This window comes from Paenibacillus sp. J2L1-98 (assembly GCF_056269405.1).
Genome location: NZ_JBWDNW010000022.1, coordinates 66,458 through 87,223 on the forward strand (window position 1 = coordinate 66,458; position 20,766 = coordinate 87,223).

Below are 20,766 nucleotides of genomic sequence, written 5' to 3' on the forward strand. Positions count from 1 at the left end.
CATGCAAATATTAGAATGTAAAATCGATGGTTATAAATTTCTAATGGATTTCGAGATTAAATTTGATGTCAGTGAAAATGGAAGTTCGACAATTTTAATAGGTGAAAATGGAACAGGTAAATCAACAATGATTGAAGTAATATTAAGAATATTAGCTTCTTTTGATTCGTCAGCAGTTGCTAAGGAACGAAACTTTAATTATCATTTAAAATATCTTTATGCAGGAGAAAGCATTTTCATTATCAAACAAGGTAGTGAATATAGTCTTTCAATTGAAAGTGAAAAATATTATATAACAGGTTCATTAGCTAAGTTGAAAAAGACACTTCAAAAAGACAAAAAGGATATATTTCCAAAAAGAGTGGTAATCTTTTATTCTGGAACACAAAATAATCTGCTGCCCATATATAGAAATGTTGATAAATTCTATGTCCAAAACTGCAGAAAAACTATAATCAATTACATTAATTTAATTTCGTCTAAGAGAGCTGATGAAATATTAGTACCTTATTTCCCAGATAGAAAATACAACTACTGTTATGAAAGCATGACTCCAATATACCTTACTTCAATTTTACTAGACAATTCTGAGAACACTTATGAAAAAGATATTTTGATGAAAGATTGTCATATTGAAAAAATTGAGAGAATTGATATTGTGATCAACCTGAAAAAGTTGTATCACATATTTAAAAATGATAATGACAAACAAGGCGTCCCTGAGTTGTTTTGGAAAATATTAGAATTCATTGAAGGCTCTTTTGTTGAACTTTTTAGAAGTAGCTTTTTATTTAGAGATAACAATAGAATTCACTTTGCTTTAAGTGAATTAGATGCTTTAAACATGGACAGAATTTCCATTTTTAACACCTTCGAAAAATTATCATCTCTTTTTGATGCGCAATTTGATGTAACTGTCAAATATGGTGAGTCCGATGTACAGGTAAGTGAAATGAGTGAGGGACAACAACAGTTATTTAGAATTTTTGGCATGCTTGGTCTATTCAAACATGAGGATACCTTTGTCATTATGGACGAGCCTGATGCTCACATGAACCCAAAATGGAAGTATGACCTTAAAAATATTATTGATGAATGTCTGAAAGGTGTAACAAATACTCAAGCATTGATTGCAACCCACGATCCTCTTGTGATTAACGGAGTAGAAAAGGAGTTTGTTAGAATATTTAATATTGATATGGTTAATGGCTATTATCGAACGAAAGTAAATATTCCTACAGAAGATACAAAAGGAATGGGAATAGACGGACTTTTGCAAAGTGAGTACTATGGACTACAAACTTCCTATGATAAAGATACTTCAGATAAATATATTAGAAGACAAGAACTATATATTAAACTTATAAATGACAATATAACTAATGAAGAAAAAGAAGTATTACGATTACTTACTAAAGATTTAGGATCGCTACCTTTTTCAAATAATACAATTGATTTTTTGTATGACGATTTTATAAAAGAATATAGAGATACAGAATATTACACGAAAGAGTACCTCACTTTTGATGAAGTTGTTGCACGACGTAATAAGATTAAAGGAATCATTAATAAGCTTTTTGAGGGGCATTAAAATGCGTTATGTAGATACAGTAGAGTTATATAAGAAACGAGAAAGCTGGGGGCACAGTGCGGAGCTTTGGAAAAATGAAACTTTAAAGAAAGACTTTAGGGATGCGTTTTACAATAAGTGCTGGTATACTGAAGTCCCTTTGTGGGGTCAAGATGTTCATATTGATCATTTCAGACCGAAAGCAAAAGTGGAACCGTTTAGAGATTATAATCACAATGAACCTTTAAAAGGCATAGGTTATTTTTGGTTAAAGAATGATATATCTAATTACAGAGCTTGTTGTATTTATGCGAATCGTAAGACAGGCGAAGGTGGGAAAGGTACTGCTTTTCCACTGAAGAATGAAAGTCAGTTCTTAACAGAAGGTGGAAATGAAAATGAATTATCAATGCTTTTGGATCCTCTTAAAAAAGAGGACGTTGAACTCATAACATTTTTTGGTGGACAAGTACATTATGCTACCGAAGATAGCTACGAAAAGCTACGAGTAGATGTGTCAATAGAAATATACAATTTAATAGATCCGTACATAAAGAAACAAATATCAACGACTTGGGATAATGTTGAAAGGATAATTAAGGCGTATGATGATGAACAAATAACTAGAGATTATTGCATACTTCAACTTAAAGACGCAATTTCTCGTGAATCCCCATTTTCAGCCTGTGCAATAGCGTGCATTAATTCTTTGGCACCTGATGAAGTTAAAGCTGTACTGGATCTAGAATTATGAATTTGCTATTGAGATAATATCATTGAATAATATAAATGTCTCTTTTTCCTTGGCCTTCCATCGTTTGTTGGAGACTGTAGGATCCGCAGTCAAACAAAAGGATATGAGAGTTGTGGGTAAGTCGATCGAGTATGCAGTGGTTAGTGCTGGATCACCAAAAACTGCAGAAAGCATGTGTTAATAAAGTACGGGGCGCTGCTCGGGTGACATCAAAACTGTGACTACACCCGTAGAAGCCTGTGTGGCGTGATTTTCGGACAAGGGTTCAAATCCCCTCGCCTCCACCAACCCAGTCCAATGAGGGCTGGGTTTTTCTGTGTCCTAAAATTGTAGACGGATTTGGACATTAAAAAATAGATGTTTATTTACTAAGCTCTTTCAATTTATTATTTCTATAACATTTCCAGCTGTCGTATCAGTCTAAAAAACGATCGTTTTTTAGACTTTGAGAACATCAGCTTAAAATGTCCCAAAATGATCATTGTTCCAGTCTATTAAATCGTCTAAAATTCAAAGTATATTAAATATAGTAATCGAAGGTTTAATAGACAAAAGGAGATTGGAAAATGACTAAAATTGGGTATGCACGTGTTTCGACGGCCGAGCAGTCCATGGATTTACAAATCGATTCTTTGAAGGCATCCGGATGTGAGCGAATTTTCGAGGAAAAGGTCTCTGGGAAGAAAAGTGATCGACCGGAGTTAGTTCGCTGCTTGGAGTACTTGCGTTCCGGGGATATATTAGTCATCTGGAAATTGGATCGCCTTGGTCGGACGACTAAGCAGTTAATCGAGCTTTCGCATGATCTTAAGGAAAGAGGAATCAGTCTGCAGATCATCACACTGGGAGTAGATACCAGCACGCCAGCAGGCAAGCTTTTTTTTGCTATTATGGCTGGCTTGGCTGAAATGGAGGCAGAGACGATTCGAGAGAGAACCCAGGCCGGCTTACAAGCCGCTCGGGCTCGAGGTAGAAAAGGAGGAAGACCGCCATTGGATAAGAGCAAAGTTGAAATGGCGTTGCTTCTGTATGACAGTCGGAAATATACCATAAAAGAAATAACTGAGCAGACCGGAGTATCTAAAGCGAAGCTATATCAAGTTCTCAAGAACAAAAACGCTTGAATCGGATTCCTTTGCCTGCGGCCATGGGAGTAAGGACGAAATCGAGACAGAGACGTGGGCCGGCAGCAAAGATGCAACTGCGTGGCCACCCTGGATGCGGCGTTAAGCTAAAGGGCAGCTTAGTGCCAATATAGATTAGACAGCTCAATTAAATTCTCAACCCTGTAACTCCCCATAATATTACATCGTATTAAGCTATAAGAAGTCATGGAGAGGGGGAATGCAGGTTGTTGAAGTGGATCATTAGCATGATAGTATTATGCGTAATCGTTCTAACCGGCTGTACTGAGGGAGCAAATTATTACGGGGGCATTAAAAAAGCAGATTTTCCCGAAATGATTGATCCGAACCTCGAATATGCCTATGAGTTTAAGGGACATAGCGATAATTGGGGTGCTGTGTTGTTCGTTTATAAGCTGAAAAATTCGGATAAGGTAACTACGAAAAAATTTCTAATTTATAACGGGAAAGATCCGGAACCAACAGGTGAAATTTTCACTGAATATACTGCGGACGAGGCTGCTGGAGGTAGTAGCATAATCGTCAAGGAAGTGCCCGAGAATGGAATTTATGCTTTTGGACCCTTTGTAGTAACTGCTGCACCGTCTGAAGATTCAACAATAAAGCTACTTGTTAAGTGGAAAGGGGATTCAGAGATAATTGAGCTTAAGCAGGATGCGTAAGCTCAAGGAAAACAATTGCTGAACGATCCAGGGGCAGGTTTGCTAAGGGCAGCTGCTCCTTTTCCCGTTGAAGTAATGGGCAGGATTGTGCAACAATAAATCTTTATTTTCGTCTGATTAAATGAAGAAACAAGGGGGGATAGTTTGAGAAAATCTCTGTTTTTGATGATTCCGCTCTGGCTGGCAAGCACTTTTTTTGCAATATGGCCAATTCATGCGGATTGGGCATACAATTTTGTTGTAAACGACGGTAAATCCTATATCATTTCTGACAATCGAGTGGAAAAGGAACAAATCGGTTCAATAATCGGCAAAGTCACATCATTTTCAGACAAGGAAGGCACATACTCAGGTAATTTTTCGAATCACTATCCGAAGGGCACTGAATATTACAATATCAAAGGCGTTGACAAAAATGAGGCAATTGCGATAAAGATAAAAGATGGGTCATTCATTAAAGCGAATTATGAGGGTGAATATGCCGGTTCCACATTTGATTGGGGAAAAGTTTTATGGTATATTGCCGGCTTATTCTTGCTAGTCCTTGTCCTTGTCATTGTGAAAAATAATTGGAAATGAATCTAATACTAAAATGAAGGATCGTTAAGCTAACGGGTACGATAGTTGAACACCGAAAGGGCTACCACGTGGTAGCCCTTCGTTACGAACGGTCAGATTAGTTTAACAATATATTTAATATGTCTAGAAAATCGCCTGTAATTTGGGCGGTTATTTATTTTGAAAAAATAAAAAAAATAAAGCCAAATAAGAATCCTATTCGTCTAATAAGTGAAAGGTTGAGGAGGTGGTTATAATCATACGATTAGTGAAAAAAGCTCAAAAAGGAAATGATGAAGCATTTTTAAAACTGTTTCAAGAATACGAAAAGGATATATATAGAACGGCATTTGTCTATGTTAAAAATCAAGAAGATGCACTTGATATTGTTCAAGAAACTGCATATCGTTCGTTTAAATCGATCAAAAATCTTAAAGAACCCAAATACTTGAAAACTTGGTTAATAAGGATTGCGATTAGTTGTGCTATCGATATTATGCGAAAACAAAATAAGGTTGTTCATATGAAACCTGAATTCGAGACGGCAATTTCCAATGACGTTGAAGAGGATATTCCGCTTGCAATGTCTTTGCAAGATTTAATTGAATTATTGAATGAAGATGAAAAGAACATTATTCTTTTAAAATTTTATCACGACCGTACCATTAAAGAAATTGCAGAAACGCTTGAGATTCCATTGGGTACAGCTAAAACAGTTTTATACCGAGCTTTAAAAAAGCTCCGTAAAGAATGGAAAGGAGAAGGTGTATATGAGCAATAAGATTAAACAAGAAATGAATAAAATTGAAATTCCAAAAGAATTAAGTGAAAGAAGTGAAATCGGAGTTTCAAAAGCAAAATTAGAGATAGGGAACTCAAAACGTAGATGGACTTTTGTTATAGCATCTGTTATGGCAGCGTCATTAGCTTTAGCGATTTTCGGACCTAACTACTTTACAAACAATCCGCCAGAAAATCCTGGTATTAGAATAATAGAGCTTAGTAAAATTAGTACTGCCTTTGATGTATCAGATACTCGCCGCCTCGTAGGTTGGGCAGATAATGTATTTATCGGAAAAGTGATAGGACAGGATGGAACTAAATCAATAGATGGTTTTCCTGAAACTCAGTTTAAAGTGGAGGTTTCTGATAATATCAAAGGTGAATTTAACGGAACAGTAATTGTAAACCAACAAGGTGGATTCAAAGGAAATGAATTGATATTAATTGAAAATGACCAATTACTCCAAGAAGGACAATCATATTTATTTGTAACCAGACATTTGAAGAAAGAGAATTGGAATACCCTAGTGCCTGTTTACGGCGACATTCTAATTACCAATGAAGAAGCAAAAAAAGAACTAATTGAGAAATACACCACAGCTTATAAAAATGAAATTCCATTTAATATGAGCAAGTAATTCAACTACCATGAAAGAACGGATTAACCTTCATGCTCTGTGGTGCAGTATAAGAGATGCATGGATGGCTAACGGGAACGATAATGAAAGAGCTTGCTTCGAAATTTATACACATACGAGGAGGTTACATTTATGAAACATTCTGTTTTAGTTAGTTTATTAGTCATAATTATTACACTTGTTGGATGTCAAAGTGACACTGAAACGATACCAAAAGCTAAGATGTTCAGTATTAAAGTAAATATGCCTAAAGATTTACAAGCCGATAAGCTTTTTGTTGTTAATGGTTCTTTGGTGAATAATTCCAATAGTTCTTGGAAAGTAGAGCATGGTGCAGATATGTTCACTTATGATGTTTATGATATGAAGGATAAACTTGTCCTGCAAGATGTAAAGGAGCGATCTGTTAATGCCATCGGATTTAGGATCACATTAAAGCCGAATGACTCTTATAGCTACGATGGAGAGGAGCATGTTTTCCCAAAATATAATGAGCTCACGTTACAAGCAGGAAGCTATGAAATCGTTTCAAAGGCAAAATTCAGAATTAAACATGATGGTAAAGAATTTGACTTTGAAATCGAATCAACACCTTTCGAAATCAAAGTTTCATAAAGTGTGCTTGTATTGACTTTACTATTACGCTGACGGGTACGATAAACACAAAAAGAGCTGCCGCAGGCGGCCCTTTGTTCAGCTCCTTGGAACAATTTCCTTGATTTCAATAACGTCTTTGGTTTCCGCATTAACTTTTATTTTATATTCCCGCACTTGAAACCCTGGCTCATATTTAACTGTAAAAACATTAAAATTGTAAACGGGATCATTGAGAAAAGTAAATGACCAACTGATTCCAACACCTATCTGACTTATGTGATATCCATCAGATATAGGAGTTGCTTTTTTAGCAATTTGAATTGCTTCCTGGCTCGATATAGACGGCTGGTTAAATTTGAACAAAGCAATCATATAGATTAAAAGACATGTCCCAATAAGTAAAAAAACTCGGCCCTTCATATAGGAACCTCCAAGATTGAATGATTATTTTATTAATCATATGCGATACCCTTACAAAGGTTTCTTTAGAGACATATTCAGCATTCATTTCTCAGTTAATCGATAGATCAAGCATATCAGCGGCAAACTGCTCCATGTTCATTAAGCTAACGGGTACTTTAGTGTAGGAGCTGCCTTGCCGTAGTTCCTTCTTTTTGATTCATTGAACCTTCCTGTAGGGCCTAAGAAATGGGCTTTGTCAAAAAAGGAGCGCCTCGGTATGATGGGTTTGTCCACGGGTTTGAAACCCATCACCATCAAGGAGGCGCTCTTATTATGAGGTTTAAGCAATCAGACGAACAAAATCAACGGATAGAACGAATTACTCCATCTCACTTAGTCATTGGAATCGACATGGCGAAGGATATACATGTCGCACAGGCAACTAACTTTCGCGGAATTGTTCTTTCTAAACGACATCTTACGTTTACCAACACTAAGGAAGGTTTTGAAAAATTTGGACGTTGGATTAATGAGTTGCGGCAGAAACACCGCTTAAACAACATTATTATCGGTATGGAGCCGACGGGGCATTATTGGTTTAATCTAGCGAATTGGTTAGTTGAACAGGGTTTAAGCGTTGTTCTTGTGAATCCTGTTACGACCAAGAGAAACAAGGAGAATAGAGATAATTGTCCGTCCAAAAGTGATCCGAAGGACGCTCTAGTTATCGCGGATGTTGTCAGTCGGGGGTATTACTCTGAATACACGAAGCAATCGCATTTTTTTCAAAGGTTGCGCGTTATCATGAGCCATCGAGAGTTCTGGGTGGCGAATTGCATACGGCTTCAGAACCGAATCATTCGCTGGTTGGATATCCGTTTCCCCGAATTTACTTCCGTTTTTTCGGATTGGACTTGCAAGCGATCCATGGCGTCGCTTTATGAATTCCCTGTTCCAGCAGACTTACATGGGTTGACTACAGCAGAAGTCATAGCAAGCTGGAGAAAGCTCATGAAACGAGCTGGTGGAATTACAGGGCTAGAGAAGGCTGCACAGCTCATCGCTTCTGCAGCTAGAAGCATAGGAGAAACGACAGCTACCCACGAAGCCAAACAGGATTTACGCCGACTACTCGATGAGTATTGTCGCATTGTCGATATTCTAGAGATGATTGAACAAGAAATCCTGGTGCTCCTGGATAAGATACCTTTGGCTCGTCAACTTCGCTCCATTCAAGGTCTTGGACCCATCTTCACTGCGGCTATCCTTTCGGGTGCAGGTGATCTAAGTCTGTACTCTCACGGGCGACAACTGTTGAGAAGAGCAGGTATGAATCTGGCTGAGAGTATGTCGGGGAAACGGAAAGGGCAGATCGTACTCTCAAAACGAGGAGATGCAACGCTGCGAAAGTATCTGTATTTAGCGACCTTACGTCTTATTGGAAACAACCCGTTGTTTTGGAAGTGGCATGAACATAACGTACATGTAAGACACATGAAAAAGTACCGTTCCTTGTTTAAATTAGTGGGTAAACTAGCACGTATTCTGGTTGGTCTAGCTCAACGAGGAGAGTCTTTTTCTCCTGACAAAGCCATTATTCATGACTGTGTAGCTTAAAGAAAGTCTCTATTATTACGTAGGTTGGTTCGTTCGCAGGATTACAAAGAAAGCACGGAGTACCGATTACCCGTTACTTAAGGGCACAGACCCGCATGTTGAACTTGATCGGCCTCCACCCCTTGGACAGGTGTAACGAAGGAAGGTAAGGGCATAGACCCGTTGAGATATGGGAGGATGAACCTCCGAGGGCATTGTGGAGAATGCGTGCAGAAAATGGAATTATGAGGAAGTTAAGTCTTATCCTCTATTTCTGTATGCCTTCATGGCCGTTCGGGGATGCCACCACCACTACTATACCTTTGTATCCAATTTACCAAGCGGGTGTAATCCTGCGAATGAGCGAGTAAACGTGAGAAAATCCCTTAATACCGAGGGAAGTATCGGGCGGTTTAACGCATAAGCTGGCAATTTATTTTTAAACAAAATCATATTTGTGAGAAGGCTGCCGCAAGGCAGCCATTATTGCAAACGGGCAGTTATGTGAATTAAAGCCAACTGACAGCGATAAGCGCACAATATCCATCACCGCACCCGACCGCCGAAGAAAGTCACATGTTGCCCATTAATGAATGACTCCAGAAGCAACTACTCCCTCTGCAACCTTTGCACTGCAAATACAGCTCATGAAAAAAGTCGAGATTCAACGCGTTAACCGCGCCGTGATCTATGGAAAATAACGCCATCTCCCCGAGTGTCAGCCCCATGTTCCGGCAGGAACGATATCGAACGAGCGGCCGAGCGAATAGGTGATTTTGCTATCCGGGAACTGGTTAAATGTTGCGCTATATTCTCGAATCCGCGTTTTTCCATGTGATAATTTCGCATCGCTTCCAGTCGTTCGAATAAATAATCCCAAACGACTATTTAGGGTGCTGTCGGATGATGTAAAAAATATCAATTATTCGGATGATTGCATAGATAGATGATGCAATTTGACGAATTGAAGTGAAAAAATCGAATCATAATTGAGCATGAAGATATATTGTAAAAATAAACCAACAGAATCAATAATAAAGATTGTGGTCGCGGACACAGTCAGGGATTATTTCCGGTTCAGTTAGAAAATATTTTTTTGAATAGGAGTGTCGGACGGTGGATTTTACCCATTTTGATGTCTTATTAACTGAAGGAAGCCAAGGTGAGCAAGTCAGCGCCGTGCAAGCCATGTTGATGTCGCTGGATCTGTCGAAGCAGATCGACAGGGAGGAGTCGAGGAACCAATATTATGGCGGATCGACCGTTGCCGCAATCTACGAGTTTCAAGAAAAGCATGGGATGGCTGTAACCGGAGAAGCGGATCCGGATACCGTCCGACTGCTTGTTTTCCTCTCGCAAAAAAATAATCAAGAAACTTTAAGAGAAGGCATGGAAGGTCAGCAGGTCGCTTCTTTGCATGCCATGCTGCTGGTGTTGGATTATGCGATTGAACAAAGCGAATTAGAAGCGCACTATTACGGGGGATCGACAACGGAAGCGGTTTTCGGGTTTCAAGCAGAACAAGCGATGCCGGCAACCGGCATTGCCGATCCCAAGACGATCCAGAGACTCGTCCTCGTAACCTGGAAACCGATGACCGAGCAAAAAAGCAAATGCGAGGAATGCCCTCCGGGCCCTCCGGGTCCTCAGGGAATACAAGGCATTCAAGGGGAGAGAGGACTTCAGGGAGAACGCGGGCTGCAGGGGCTACCAGGTCCACAGGGAATACAAGGCATTCAGGGGGAGAGAGGACTTCAGGGAGAACGCGGGCTGCAGGGGCCGCCGGGTCAGCAGGGAATACAAGGCATTCAAGGTTTACCGGGGACGCAAGGCGAAAGAGGCCCACAAGGTCCGGAAGGCCCATCGGGTCCTCATATATCCGGAAGTACGCAAGGGGAACTGGTCGGTTCGCTGCAAGCGATGCTGCAGTTGTTGGATTTCATGATCGATTCGGTAGAAACGGAAAAACAGCATTTTGGAAGTTCGACCGTCAATGCAGTAAAAAACTTTCAGCAGAGCCGAGGGCTGGAGCCGACAGGCGAGGCAGATCCGAAGACGGTGCAACTGCTTGTTGTCGTATCGCAAAAAAAAAGTTTCGAGTTATTAAGTCAAATTGAGGAATCCCCCCCGGGGCAAAACGATGAGACAATAACCTATCAAGTCGAAGGTAAAATATCCAGCCGCATCAGCGCCGGAATCGGCGGTTTAAATATCCGGATTATGGACAAGGGGGTCGGGGGTGACATATTGCTCGCCGAAGCCGTCACGAACGACAACGGCGGCTATCGAATTTCATTCACGGATACGGAACTCCGCAATCGGGGTAAGGAGCGCCCCGACGTGCAAGCGTACGTGTACAAGGGGGACAAGCTTCTCGGCGCTTCGGATGTCCGATACAACGCCTCGAATCTTCAGGACTTGAATGTCCGGTTGGATGAGGCGACGTCTTCCGTACTGCGATCGGAGCATGAGACGTTGATCACCGCACTATCCGGCCATTATCCAGGCAAGTTGGGCGAGCTTAAAGAAACGGACGACCGGAGCGACATTACCTATCTCGCTAATAAGACCGGCTGGGACGCCCGCGCGGTCGCCCTTGCCGCCCTTGCCGATCAGTTCAGTGCCAGGACGAATCGTTCGGACGGCAGCGCGGGGATCGAACCGGCTTATTTCTATGCGCTTTTCCGTGCGGGATTGCCTGCCCATGAATCTTCGCTCTATCAAGCAGATCCCAAGACGGTTGAGGGGATTTGGAAACAAGCCATTACTCAAGGCGTAATTCCAAGCGGGCTGGAAATAGATTTAAGCGGAGCGGTCGAACGGTTTCAAGAGGCGGCCGCGCAGCAGGTTCTGGATGGCCCGGCGATTGCCGGCGTATCGTCGCTGAAGGAGATGGCCGTTGTTTCTTTGGGCGAAGACGCGGACCGGCAGGCGCAGTTCGCCGGGATCTACGCGAAACATCGCGGCGACCCTCTACCTTTTTGGAAAGAAGTAAAAGACACGTTCGGGGAAGCGACCGAGAAACGTCTGAAGCTCGACGGGCAGCTTGCTTATTTGACGCTTAACAATGCCCCGTTGATTCATCAGATTCATGATAAAACCGGAGGTCTCGAAGATTCTTTGAATCTGGTTGAGAAAGGCTACTACAGCGCGAACAAATGGCAGGAAATCATCGGCGGCGTTCCGGTTCCACCGGAAATAACAGGCGAGTCCGACGAAGAAAAACGCAGCCGCTATGCCGAATTATTGGCAGCGCAAGTCCGACTCAGTTATCCGACCGCGGTCGTGGCGCAGATGGTCGCGAACGGCGAGACGCCGGTTACAAGCGGTCTGAAGAGCCAAGTTCGCGATTTTCTGACGGGGCAACATGGCAAATTCGAAATCGGGATACAGCCGGTCGAGCAGTACGCAGTGAAAAACAACTTGCAAATCGATGACGGCTTAAAAAAAGAAATATCCCGGCTCCAGCGGGTTTATCAGATTACGCCCGATGATCGGGCGATGAACGCACTGTTGAAAAGAGGCATCGATTCCGCTTATGCCGTGAGCCGATTCAACCGGGACGATTTCGTCCGCAGCTTCAAAAACGAGGTAGGCGGCGAGGAGAATGCCCGGCTCATCCACGTCAAGTCGCAGCAAGTGCATAACGCCGTGCTGAACATTGCCGTCTCGTACCTAACCGCGAGGAACGCGCCAGGCATCGGCGTGCACAGCCCGGCGCAAATCGTGAATCCGGCGCCAGCCGGTCCCGGCGCGCATGCTTCCGACGTGATCGCTTATTCGACGCTCGAGGGGCTATTCGGCGAGATGGATTATTGCGCTTGCGAACACTGCCGTTCCATTCTGAGTCCTGCGGCTTATTTAACGGATCTGCTGCAATTCATCGATCCGGCAGACATCCAAGAAGGCGAAAACCCACAAAAAGTGCTGTTTGGCCGCCGTCCGGATATCGAGCATCTTCCGCTCACGTGCGAGAATACGAATACGCCGTTGCCTTATATCGATTTGGTAAACGAAACGCTGGAGTATTATGTATCCCATACATTGTCATTAACTGACTATCAAGGCCACAATACCGATAACTCCGTTTCGCATGAACAACTGATGGCCGATCCGCAATTCGTCAACGACGTCGCCTATGATGTGCTTGCAGGCAAATCGGCCGCGGGCGGTCCTTTGCCGCCTGCATCATCGCTGCCGTTCCACAGGCCGCTGGAAAACCTTCGCCGTTATTTTGAGCGGTTTGAAGCTTCTTTGCCCAAGGTAATGGAAACTTTGCGCAAAAATGACGATTTGGAGAGGGCAAGCGACAGCGAATACGGATGGCGGGACATTCGGATGGAGGAACTGCGTCTTTCCCGGGCGGAGTATAAGCTGCTCACCGACAGTACGTTGACGCTGCATCAGCTTTACGGTTATTCCCCCGCTATTGCCGACGCGCCGGCCGAGCTTTCGAAAGTACGCGATTTCACGCGCAGGATGGACATTTCTTATGAAGATATTATCGAAATCGCGCGAACGCGCTTCATCAATCCGAATGCCGCGCTTATTCCCAAGCTGGAGCGGCTCGGCGTACCGATATCGACGTTGCAAAAGTACAAGAACAACTTGATCGGCGACGCTCAGTTCAGCGCCGTCATAGCCCCCCATCTGGATGTATCGCAGTACGGCGGAGATATCAAAGCTTGGGTAAAGAACCCATCCAATTTCAATAAAATCATGAGCTTGATAACGCTTGCCGACCCGAACAATTCCGATAATCTGTGCAGCTTTGACGAGCTGAGGTTCCGTTACGCCGACGGCAATCCTGTTCGCGCTTTCGAGTACCATCGTCTGATTCGTTTCATCAAGCTCTGGAAGAAGCTCGGATGGACGATCGAACAGACCGATATGGCCATCATGGCGCTCTATCCGGATAGTCAGACGCCGAATGACGCTAACGAATCGGTAAACCTGCTGCGGCTTGAAGCGGGCTTTCGGATTTTGCTGCCGCGCCTTGGCGTCGTCAAACGCGCGATGGAACTTCTAAATTTAAAGCCGAAGACGGATTTGCAGCCGCTGCTGGCTTGTTTCGCGCCGATCGATACGTACGGTTCCGGATCCTTGTACCGTCAAATGTTTCTAAGCCCATCGCTGCCGAAGCAGGATAATGCGTTCGCAGACAACGGCTACGGTCAATATTTGAACGGCTCCGAATATTTGCTTGACCATTCGGAAACGTTGCGCTCGGCGTTTAAGCTTAACGCAAACGAGCTGGCTGCCATTACCGCCGCACTAGGTTACCACGCCCAAACTCCGCTCGATTTGGCCAACGTTTCCGCCGTATTCCGCCGGGGCTGGCTCGCTAGGAAATTGAAACTCAGCGTTTACGAATTGCTGCTGTTGACCCGGTTCACGGGCATAGATCCATTCGCTTTACCAGCTCCTGAGCATTCGCCGATCTTGAGATTCATCAATTTCTGCAAACGCCTCGGCGAGGTATCTTTCAAGCCGTCACAGGCACTATATCTCATCTGGAATCAGGATTTGAGCGGAGAGTCGGCTCCGGATGATGGCGGGATTACAAGCTTTGCCCGTCTCCTCCGATCCGGAATATCCACGATCGAGGACGAATTCGCGATATCCGGCGACGCGGACAGTCAGGCTGCCCGGACGAAGATGGCGCTCATCTACGGCAATGAAGCTGCCGACATGTTCTTCGGCTTATTAAACCGCAGCGTTACGACGGATGTCGCGTACACGCACGGTCAAGCTTCGCTGAAGCAGGAAATGCTGGACACGGCGCCGGGGATCGGCTATGACAACCTTAGCAAGCGGCTCTCCTATAGCGCGGGGGTCTTGTCCGATACGATCCGTGATGCGCTCATCGATTTGGCTGATGCAACGGAAGATTTCAAATCGGCCGTACAAGAGTTGCATCGCAAAACAAGAGCGTTTTTCGACCGTTATCCTGCGTTGGAGCCCCTATATGAGGCATTCCTGGCGGCGGGAGATACTGCGGAGCAAAGGCGAGCGCTTGTCCAAGACAATTTCTTGCCCGAGCTTAAGCGGCAGCATAAGCGCCTGTATGTTCTTCAAGCCATCAGCGCGGCGGCGAAAACCGATACGGCATTCACTGAAGCCATGCTTGAGAATGCGGATGTCTTGCACGGAGCGTCCGATCCTGGCAGCCCGGGGCTAATCGATTTAACGGCAATGGAATCGCCGGGACTTTCGGCAGAGTTCTTTTTCAAAGACAAAACTACGGGCGTGATCCATAAAGTTTCAAGCATCGTTGAAGCCAAGCTGGCCTATTCGGCCGCCGACGATAACAAACTTCCGGAAAGCCCGAATGCCGACCTCGCCTCCGCCGTATGGAGCGGATATTTGGAAGCGCCGGAAAACGGATTTTATAACCTTCATATCGAAGCGGATGCCGGCGCTGCGGTGACGCTTGCCCTTGGCGGGGTTGATCTCGTGCTTCAAAATGACGGCGCAGCGTGGAGCAACGGATCGGCAATCAAACTGGAGGCAGGCAAGCTCTATTCGCTTTCGCTCAAGGTTCAGCAAGTATCGGACAAAATGGTCGTCCGCTGGGAAACGGTTGGCCGAGGAATGGAGATCATCCCTGCGAAGGTTTTGTATTCGGGGATTTTGATCGGCCGTCTGCGCGACACCTATACCCGGTTCATGAAGACCGATATGCTGGCAGCGGCGCTGAAACTGACGAGCGCGGAAACCGCCTTTTTCGCTTCCCATTCCGATTACCGGATGAATGGCGAGGGTTGGCTGAACCGTTTGCCGGCAACGGGAAGCCCGGACGGTACCTTCTCCGCCGGATTGTTCAAGGCTTTCACGGGATTGCTCGACTATGCCCGAATGAAAGCCGCTCTCGCGCCGGGCGATGAGCGTCTGCTTCAAGTGCTCCAACAACCGGCGTTGTCCGTCGAGAGACAGGACAGCCTGCTGTTTGCGCTGACCCGCTGGGAACCGGACTCGCTGAATGCGCTGCTCGTCCGGTTCGGCAAGACTGTCAACGATTTACAACATATGGATACGTTCAGCCGGATTTACGATGCTTACGCTTGGGTGAAGAAGCTGGGCGTTCCTGCGTCCGTCTTGATCAAAGCCGCTGCCAATGAGCCGGATTCCCTCATCGTAAGCCATTTACAGAACGCATTGCGCTCGCGGTACGCGAATAACGATTGGCTCAAAGTGCTGAAGCCCATCAACGACGAAATGCGCGCACTGCAGCGGAATGCGCTGGTTGCCTATATTCTTCACCAGATGCGCGAAACGGCGGCCACGGCACATATCGATACGCCGGAAAAGCTGTTTGAGTACTTCCTAATGGACGTGCAGATGGAACCGAATACGGAAACTTCAAGAATTCGGCACGCGCTATCGTCCGTCCAGCTCTTTATCGAACGCTGCCTGATGAATCTGGAGAAACGGGTCGCCTCATCGTCGATCAACGCGAAGCATTGGCAGTGGATGAGCCGTTATCGCGTATGGGAAGCCAATCGCAAAGTGTTCCTGTACCCGGAAAATTGGCTTGAGCCCGAGCTCCGCGACGATCAGTCGCCGTTCTTCAAGGAGACGATGAGCGAATTGCTTCAGAGCGATATTACGGAATATTCGGCTGCGACCGCGCTGCTGAACTATTTGTCGAAGCTAGAAGAAGTGGCCAAATTAGAGCCTTGCGGCATCCACTATGTGGAAGACGACCCTAACACGAAGGAGACCGACGACATCGCTCATGTCGTGGCCCGCACCTCCGGCGCGAACCGCAAATATTACTACCGGCGCCGCGAATACGGATATTGGACGCCTTGGGAACAGATCAAGCAGGATATCGAAGACGATCCGGTCACCCCTGTCGTGTGGAAGGGCAGGCTCTTCATGTTTTGGCTAAAAATCATCAAAGAAGCGCCGCTCCATCTGCCGCCGAACGTTTCGGACATCTCAACCGTCGGCGCACCGAAAATAACGGTAAAGGCGATCCTGTGCTGGAGCGAGCACTATAACGGAAAGTGGCAGCCGGTCAAAACTTCGGACGTCAACAAGCCGGCCGAATTAGGGCTGTACGAGCTTACGGGAAGCAATGCCTTTGACCGCTCCGGCATATTTTTATCGGTATCCGAAAAGGGGAAAGCCCTAAGGATAGATATATCCGGTCCGAATTATCCATCGTTTACCCTTTACAATACGCACAGTTTGCCGGTGCTCAACGAAGCGCTGCTTGACATTGACCTGTCATCACTCGACAGCCTATTCCGTACGTTGGATACATCGGACAAAGAAAACAGATTCACGGTTACTTACCAAGAAGGGTTATTTTCATCGCCATTAAAGCGTCCTGTTTTGGTAAACCCGATGGAAGACCGCACGGTCGAGCCTCGACATCCGTTGAATAATCGGTGGACGGCGCCGTTCTTCTATGAGGACAACCGTCATGTTTTCTATGTCAGTACGACGAAGCGCCTCGTAAAGATTCCGGAATGGAAATGGTATATGCCCATTAAAACTCCGAAGCAGCTCGATTACATAATCCCGGAATTGGTCATTCCGGATAAATGGATCGAAATCGTCCGGATACCGTTGCCCGAGCCTGTCGAAGATCGGATTGACTTGATTGTTAACCCGCAAGTATTCGGCGTCTCTGATTCTAGCTCTATGCTCATAAACGTCGCCAACAGCGCCACGATTCGCGTGGGTCTTGCCACTGGGGGAACCGTTCCTTATGAAGGCAAGCAGATCGGCTGGTCCGGTGCGAAATTTCCAGGAAAGCAAACATTCTAAGGAGGGGATCGCCCTGTGACGTACATTACGGCAGAAAATCATGCGCAAAAGGATGTCGTGTACACCAAAATGAAGGGGTGGGGAACATACACGGACGATACGGAATTCACCTATACGTTCGAAAACTTCTTTCATCCGTTCGTCGGAGAGCTGATCGAGAAACTGAACAAAGATTCGCTTCCCGGGATGCTCGACCCGAAGTTTCTCGAGAAGCAGAAGGAAGATTTTTTCGGTCAACTGTATAACAAGCTGACGAACGCTACAGTCAAGATTAATCATCATGATAAGGAAATAGATTTGCTCGAAGGCGGACCTTATGCGAACTACAATTGGGAGCTGCTCTTTCATATTCCGTTCACCATCGCCGTACATCTTAGCAAAAACCAGCGCTTTGCCGAAGCGCAGCGCTGGTTCCATTACATCTTCGATCCTACCTGCAACGACACGTCGCTTCCGGTCCCTAAGCGTTTTTGGAAGTTTCTCGGTTTTCGCAAGGATCAAGTCGACATCACCCAGATTGACGAATTGCTGGCGCTGCTCAGCAAGTCCGATCCGGACGTTACCGAGACGAAGCAAAGAAAATCCTTGCTCAACGGTTATGCGGCGATCAAAAACAAGCCGTTTCAACCGCATGCCGTCGCCCGAACAAGGCTGCTAGCCTACCAGTACGCGGTCGTCATGAAATATTTGGATAACCTGATCGCTTGGGGCGACAGTTTATTCCGCCAAGATACGGTGGAATCCATCAACGAAGCGACGCAGCGCTACGTGATGGCGGCGAATTTGCTCGGCGCACGTCCGCAGCGCATTCCGGAGCGGGGAACGACGCGACCGAAAACGTTCGCCGATCTCAAAAAACAAGGCCTCGATGCCATGGGCAACGCGTTAGTGGACCTGGAAGGAAAGTTCCCTTTCAACTTCGATCTTCCACAATTAAGAGGCGCGGATACGGATCTTGCCGGACCCTTGTACGGCATCGGGCGTACGCTCTACTTCAGTATTCCGCGGAACGAGAAGATGATCGGCTATTGGGACACGGTTGCAGACCGGCTCTTTAAAATCCGTAACAGCATGAATATCGAAGGGGTAGCGCGCCAGCTCGCGCTGTTCGACCCCAAGATCGATCCAGGCATGATGGTCAAAGCGGCGGCAGCAGGAATCCCTATCGGTACGATCGCAGGCGGATTGAATCAACCGGTCGGCCCTGTGCGGACTTTGCTGATGATTCAGAAGGCGCTCGAGCTTTGCGGCGAGGTGCGCGGGCTCGGCTCCGCACTGCTGTCGGCGATCGAGAAGGGAGAGGGCGAGCGCATGGCGCTGCTTCGGCAGAGCCATGAAATCAAAATTCAGCAAATGGCGCAGGAGGTTCGCTTCTTGCAATGGAAGCAGGCTCAGGAAGCCACCGATTCCTTGCTGCGAAGCCGCGGAAGCGCGTTGGAACGCTATCGCTATAACCAACGCTTGCTCGGCTTGACCCCGGACGGCAATGCCGCGCCGGATACGTTTCCTCTTGACCGGCGGGAGCTGTCCGAGGAAAACTTCGACGAAGCCTACAGTGCTTTTGTAGGTCAGTACGATCGGACGTTGACCATGCTAAGCCATCCGAACTTGAATCTGGCCGATTCGAATTCAATATTAAACGTGGCTGATAGGTTGACTGAGGGACAGCTCTATCTCTCCGCGAAAGAATCACTGGCATTAAATGTGCTGCCGCTTGTCAGCGCCGGTTTAAGGGTCGATTCCGCTGCATTCGATCTAATCACTTCAGTACTTTCCGTCTTGCCGTATCCCAAGGTTCATGTAGAACCATTCGGTTTTGGTGCGGAAATAGAATACCCGATCGGACAAATTTTCTCGAACGTCGGCGGAGCGGTTTCACGTGCGAAAGGAACCCTTGCATCATTAGCGGATAGCGCCGCGACTTTGGTCGGTCAAACCGCCTCCTACGAACGCCGCGCCGACGATTGGATATTGCAGCATAATCTTGCAGCCCGCGAGCTGATGCAGATCGGCAAGCAAATCATTGGCGCGCTGATCGCCGAGCAAATCGCTTACCGCGAATATACGAACACCAAGAAGCAGATCGAGCATGCCCAGGAAACAGACCGTTTCCTTCGGGAGAAGTTTACGAACGAGGAGTTATACGCTTGGATGCAAGGCGAAATTTCGCGGCTCTACTATGAATACTATCGTTTCGCGTTCGATACCGCCCGTAGGGCGGAGCAGACGATGAAGCATGAGCTGATGCGTCCGGAAGTGGATTCCGCCGGCTATATCAAGTTCAACTATTGGGACGGAGGACGCAAGGGGCTGCTCTCCGGCGAGATGCTTCATCTGGATTTGAAGCGGATGGAAATGGCCTACTACGAGAACAACAAGCGCGAATACGAGCTGAACAAGAACATTTCCCTGCGGCAGCTCGATCCGAAGGCGCTGTTGGACTTGAAAGTTTCCTGCTCATGCGAGGTAAAGTTGCCGGAATGGTTGTTCGATCTCGATTGTCCCGGTCATTACATGAGGCGGATCAAAAACGTCAGCTTGTCCATTCCTTCGGTAACCGGGCCTTATACCAACGTCAACTGCACGCTCACCCTGTTGAAGAGCTCTATCAGAAAATCCCCGCTGCCGGGCGAAGATTACAAGCGGCAAGGCAGCGAGGATTCACGGTTTATCGACTATTACGGCTCGGTCCAATCGATCGTGACCAGCAGCGGCAACAACGACGGCGGACTGTTCGAATCGAATCTGCGCGATGACAGGTTGCTGCCCTTCGAAGGCGCCGGAGCGGAAAGTACTTGGAGGCTCGAACTGCCGACGGAATTCCGGCAATTCGACTATAACACGATCACGGATGTAATCCTCCATATGCGCTATACGGCACGGAACGGAGGTACGCCATTGCGTGACGACACCTCAACCTATATCACTGAACTGGTCGGCGAGGCGACTGCCTCAGGGTTAACCTTGTTGCTCAGTCTGCCGCACGAGTTTCCTAGCGAGTGGCACAGATTCGTGAACGGCAACGCGGATTTTGCGGCAAAGGTGAAGCGGGACTTTCTTCCTTACTTCACGCAGGGCAAAGATATTGCCATCGCCGGGATACAGTTGTATGAGATAAAGAACGGTGCGATTGCAACGTTCACAATTACGGACCTTGATTTAGAAGATCTTTCGCAACAGCTGAATGACGATGGAGCATTTGATCTTACGCTTGCTCCGGACAAAGACGCTAAAGCGTTCGTTCTGATCAAGTACGCCATGTGAGCGGCAAGTCGGACCG

Annotated in this window: 12 protein-coding genes; 11 read left to right on the forward strand and 1 reads right to left on the reverse strand. The window is 46.2% G+C overall.

The features are described 5' to 3' along the window. The first annotated feature begins 1 nt into the window (after position 1). The 8 genes from AC0YNZ_RS25855 (at position 2) to AC0YNZ_RS25890 (ending at position 6,725) form a co-directional block, all read left to right on the forward strand. The gene (locus tag AC0YNZ_RS25855; protein WP_475829339.1) at positions 2-1,591 is read left to right on the forward strand and encodes an AAA family ATPase; all 1,590 of its coding nucleotides are present in this window, start codon (positions 2-4) and stop codon (positions 1,589-1,591) included. Between the two features lies 1 nt (position 1,592). Beyond that, positions 1,593-2,324, forward strand: coding sequence for an HNH endonuclease family protein (locus AC0YNZ_RS25860; protein WP_475829340.1), 732 nt, complete (start codon positions 1,593-1,595; stop codon positions 2,322-2,324). Positions 2,325-2,890: 566 nt separating this feature from the next. Then, entirely contained in the window at positions 2,891-3,448 is a 558-nt protein-coding gene (locus AC0YNZ_RS25865; protein WP_475829341.1) for a recombinase family protein, read from the forward strand. 227 nt (positions 3,449-3,675) lie between these two features. Next, positions 3,676-4,131, forward strand: coding sequence for a hypothetical protein (locus tag AC0YNZ_RS25870; protein WP_475829342.1), 456 nt, complete (start codon positions 3,676-3,678; stop codon positions 4,129-4,131). 144 nt (positions 4,132-4,275) lie between these two features. After that, entirely contained in the window at positions 4,276-4,710 is a 435-nt protein-coding gene (locus tag AC0YNZ_RS25875; RefSeq protein ID WP_475829343.1) for a hypothetical protein, read from the forward strand. Positions 4,711-4,936: 226 nt separating this feature from the next. Continuing rightward, positions 4,937-5,470 (forward strand): sigma-70 family RNA polymerase sigma factor, encoded by a 534-nt coding sequence (locus AC0YNZ_RS25880; RefSeq protein WP_475829344.1) that lies wholly within the window; start codon positions 4,937-4,939, stop codon positions 5,468-5,470. After that, the gene (locus AC0YNZ_RS25885; RefSeq protein WP_475829345.1) at positions 5,460-6,110 is read left to right on the forward strand and encodes a hypothetical protein; all 651 of its coding nucleotides are present in this window, start codon (positions 5,460-5,462) and stop codon (positions 6,108-6,110) included. The genes AC0YNZ_RS25880 and AC0YNZ_RS25885 overlap by 11 nt, the downstream gene beginning before the upstream one ends. 132 nt (positions 6,111-6,242) lie before the next feature. After that, positions 6,243-6,725, forward strand: a complete 483-nt coding sequence (locus AC0YNZ_RS25890) for a hypothetical protein (protein ID WP_475829346.1) — start codon at positions 6,243-6,245, stop codon at positions 6,723-6,725. A gap of 78 nt (positions 6,726-6,803) precedes the next feature. Here the strand turns inward: AC0YNZ_RS25890 and AC0YNZ_RS25895 are convergent, their stop codons facing one another. Beyond that, a complete protein-coding gene (locus AC0YNZ_RS25895) occupies positions 6,804-7,127 on the reverse strand; it encodes a PepSY domain-containing protein (protein ID WP_475829347.1) in 324 nt (107 codons plus the stop codon). A 315-nt stretch (positions 7,128-7,442) separates the two neighbouring features. Here AC0YNZ_RS25895 and AC0YNZ_RS25900 point away from each other — a divergent pair, with 315 nt between their 5' ends. The 3 genes from AC0YNZ_RS25900 to AC0YNZ_RS25910 all read left to right on the forward strand — a co-directional run bounded on the left by AC0YNZ_RS25900 (position 7,443) and on the right by AC0YNZ_RS25910 (position 20,750). Beyond that, positions 7,443-8,726 (forward strand): IS110 family RNA-guided transposase, encoded by a 1,284-nt coding sequence (locus AC0YNZ_RS25900; RefSeq protein WP_475829348.1) that lies wholly within the window; start codon positions 7,443-7,445, stop codon positions 8,724-8,726. Between the two features lie 1,095 nt (positions 8,727-9,821). After that, the gene (locus AC0YNZ_RS25905) at positions 9,822-17,486 is read left to right on the forward strand and encodes a neuraminidase-like domain-containing protein (RefSeq protein ID WP_475829349.1); all 7,665 of its coding nucleotides are present in this window, start codon (positions 9,822-9,824) and stop codon (positions 17,484-17,486) included. A gap of 15 nt (positions 17,487-17,501) precedes the next feature. Beyond that, complete coding sequence (locus tag AC0YNZ_RS25910) at positions 17,502-20,750, forward strand: Tc toxin subunit A-related protein (RefSeq protein WP_475829350.1); 3,249 nt, start codon at positions 17,502-17,504, stop codon at positions 20,748-20,750. Positions 20,751-20,766: the final 16 nt, after the last annotated feature.

What these genes read in the sequence shown, in the direction of transcription:
- AC0YNZ_RS25855 (WP_475829339.1), top strand. Translation starts at nt 2, where the DNA reads ATGCAAATATTAGAATGTAAAATCGATGGTTATAAATTTCTAATGGAT.
- AC0YNZ_RS25860 (WP_475829340.1), top strand. Translation starts at nt 1,593, where the DNA reads ATGCGTTATGTAGATACAGTAGAGTTATATAAGAAACGAGAAAGCTGG.
- AC0YNZ_RS25865 (WP_475829341.1), top strand. Translation starts at nt 2,891, where the DNA reads ATGACTAAAATTGGGTATGCACGTGTTTCGACGGCCGAGCAGTCCATG.
- AC0YNZ_RS25885 (WP_475829345.1), top strand. Translation starts at nt 5,460, where the DNA reads ATGAGCAATAAGATTAAACAAGAAATGAATAAAATTGAAATTCCAAAA.
- AC0YNZ_RS25890 (WP_475829346.1), top strand. Translation starts at nt 6,243, where the DNA reads ATGAAACATTCTGTTTTAGTTAGTTTATTAGTCATAATTATTACACTT.
- AC0YNZ_RS25895 (WP_475829347.1), bottom strand. Translation starts at nt 7,127, where the DNA reads ATGAAGGGCCGAGTTTTTTTACTTATTGGGACATGTCTTTTAATCTAT.
- AC0YNZ_RS25900 (WP_475829348.1), top strand. Translation starts at nt 7,443, where the DNA reads ATGAGGTTTAAGCAATCAGACGAACAAAATCAACGGATAGAACGAATT.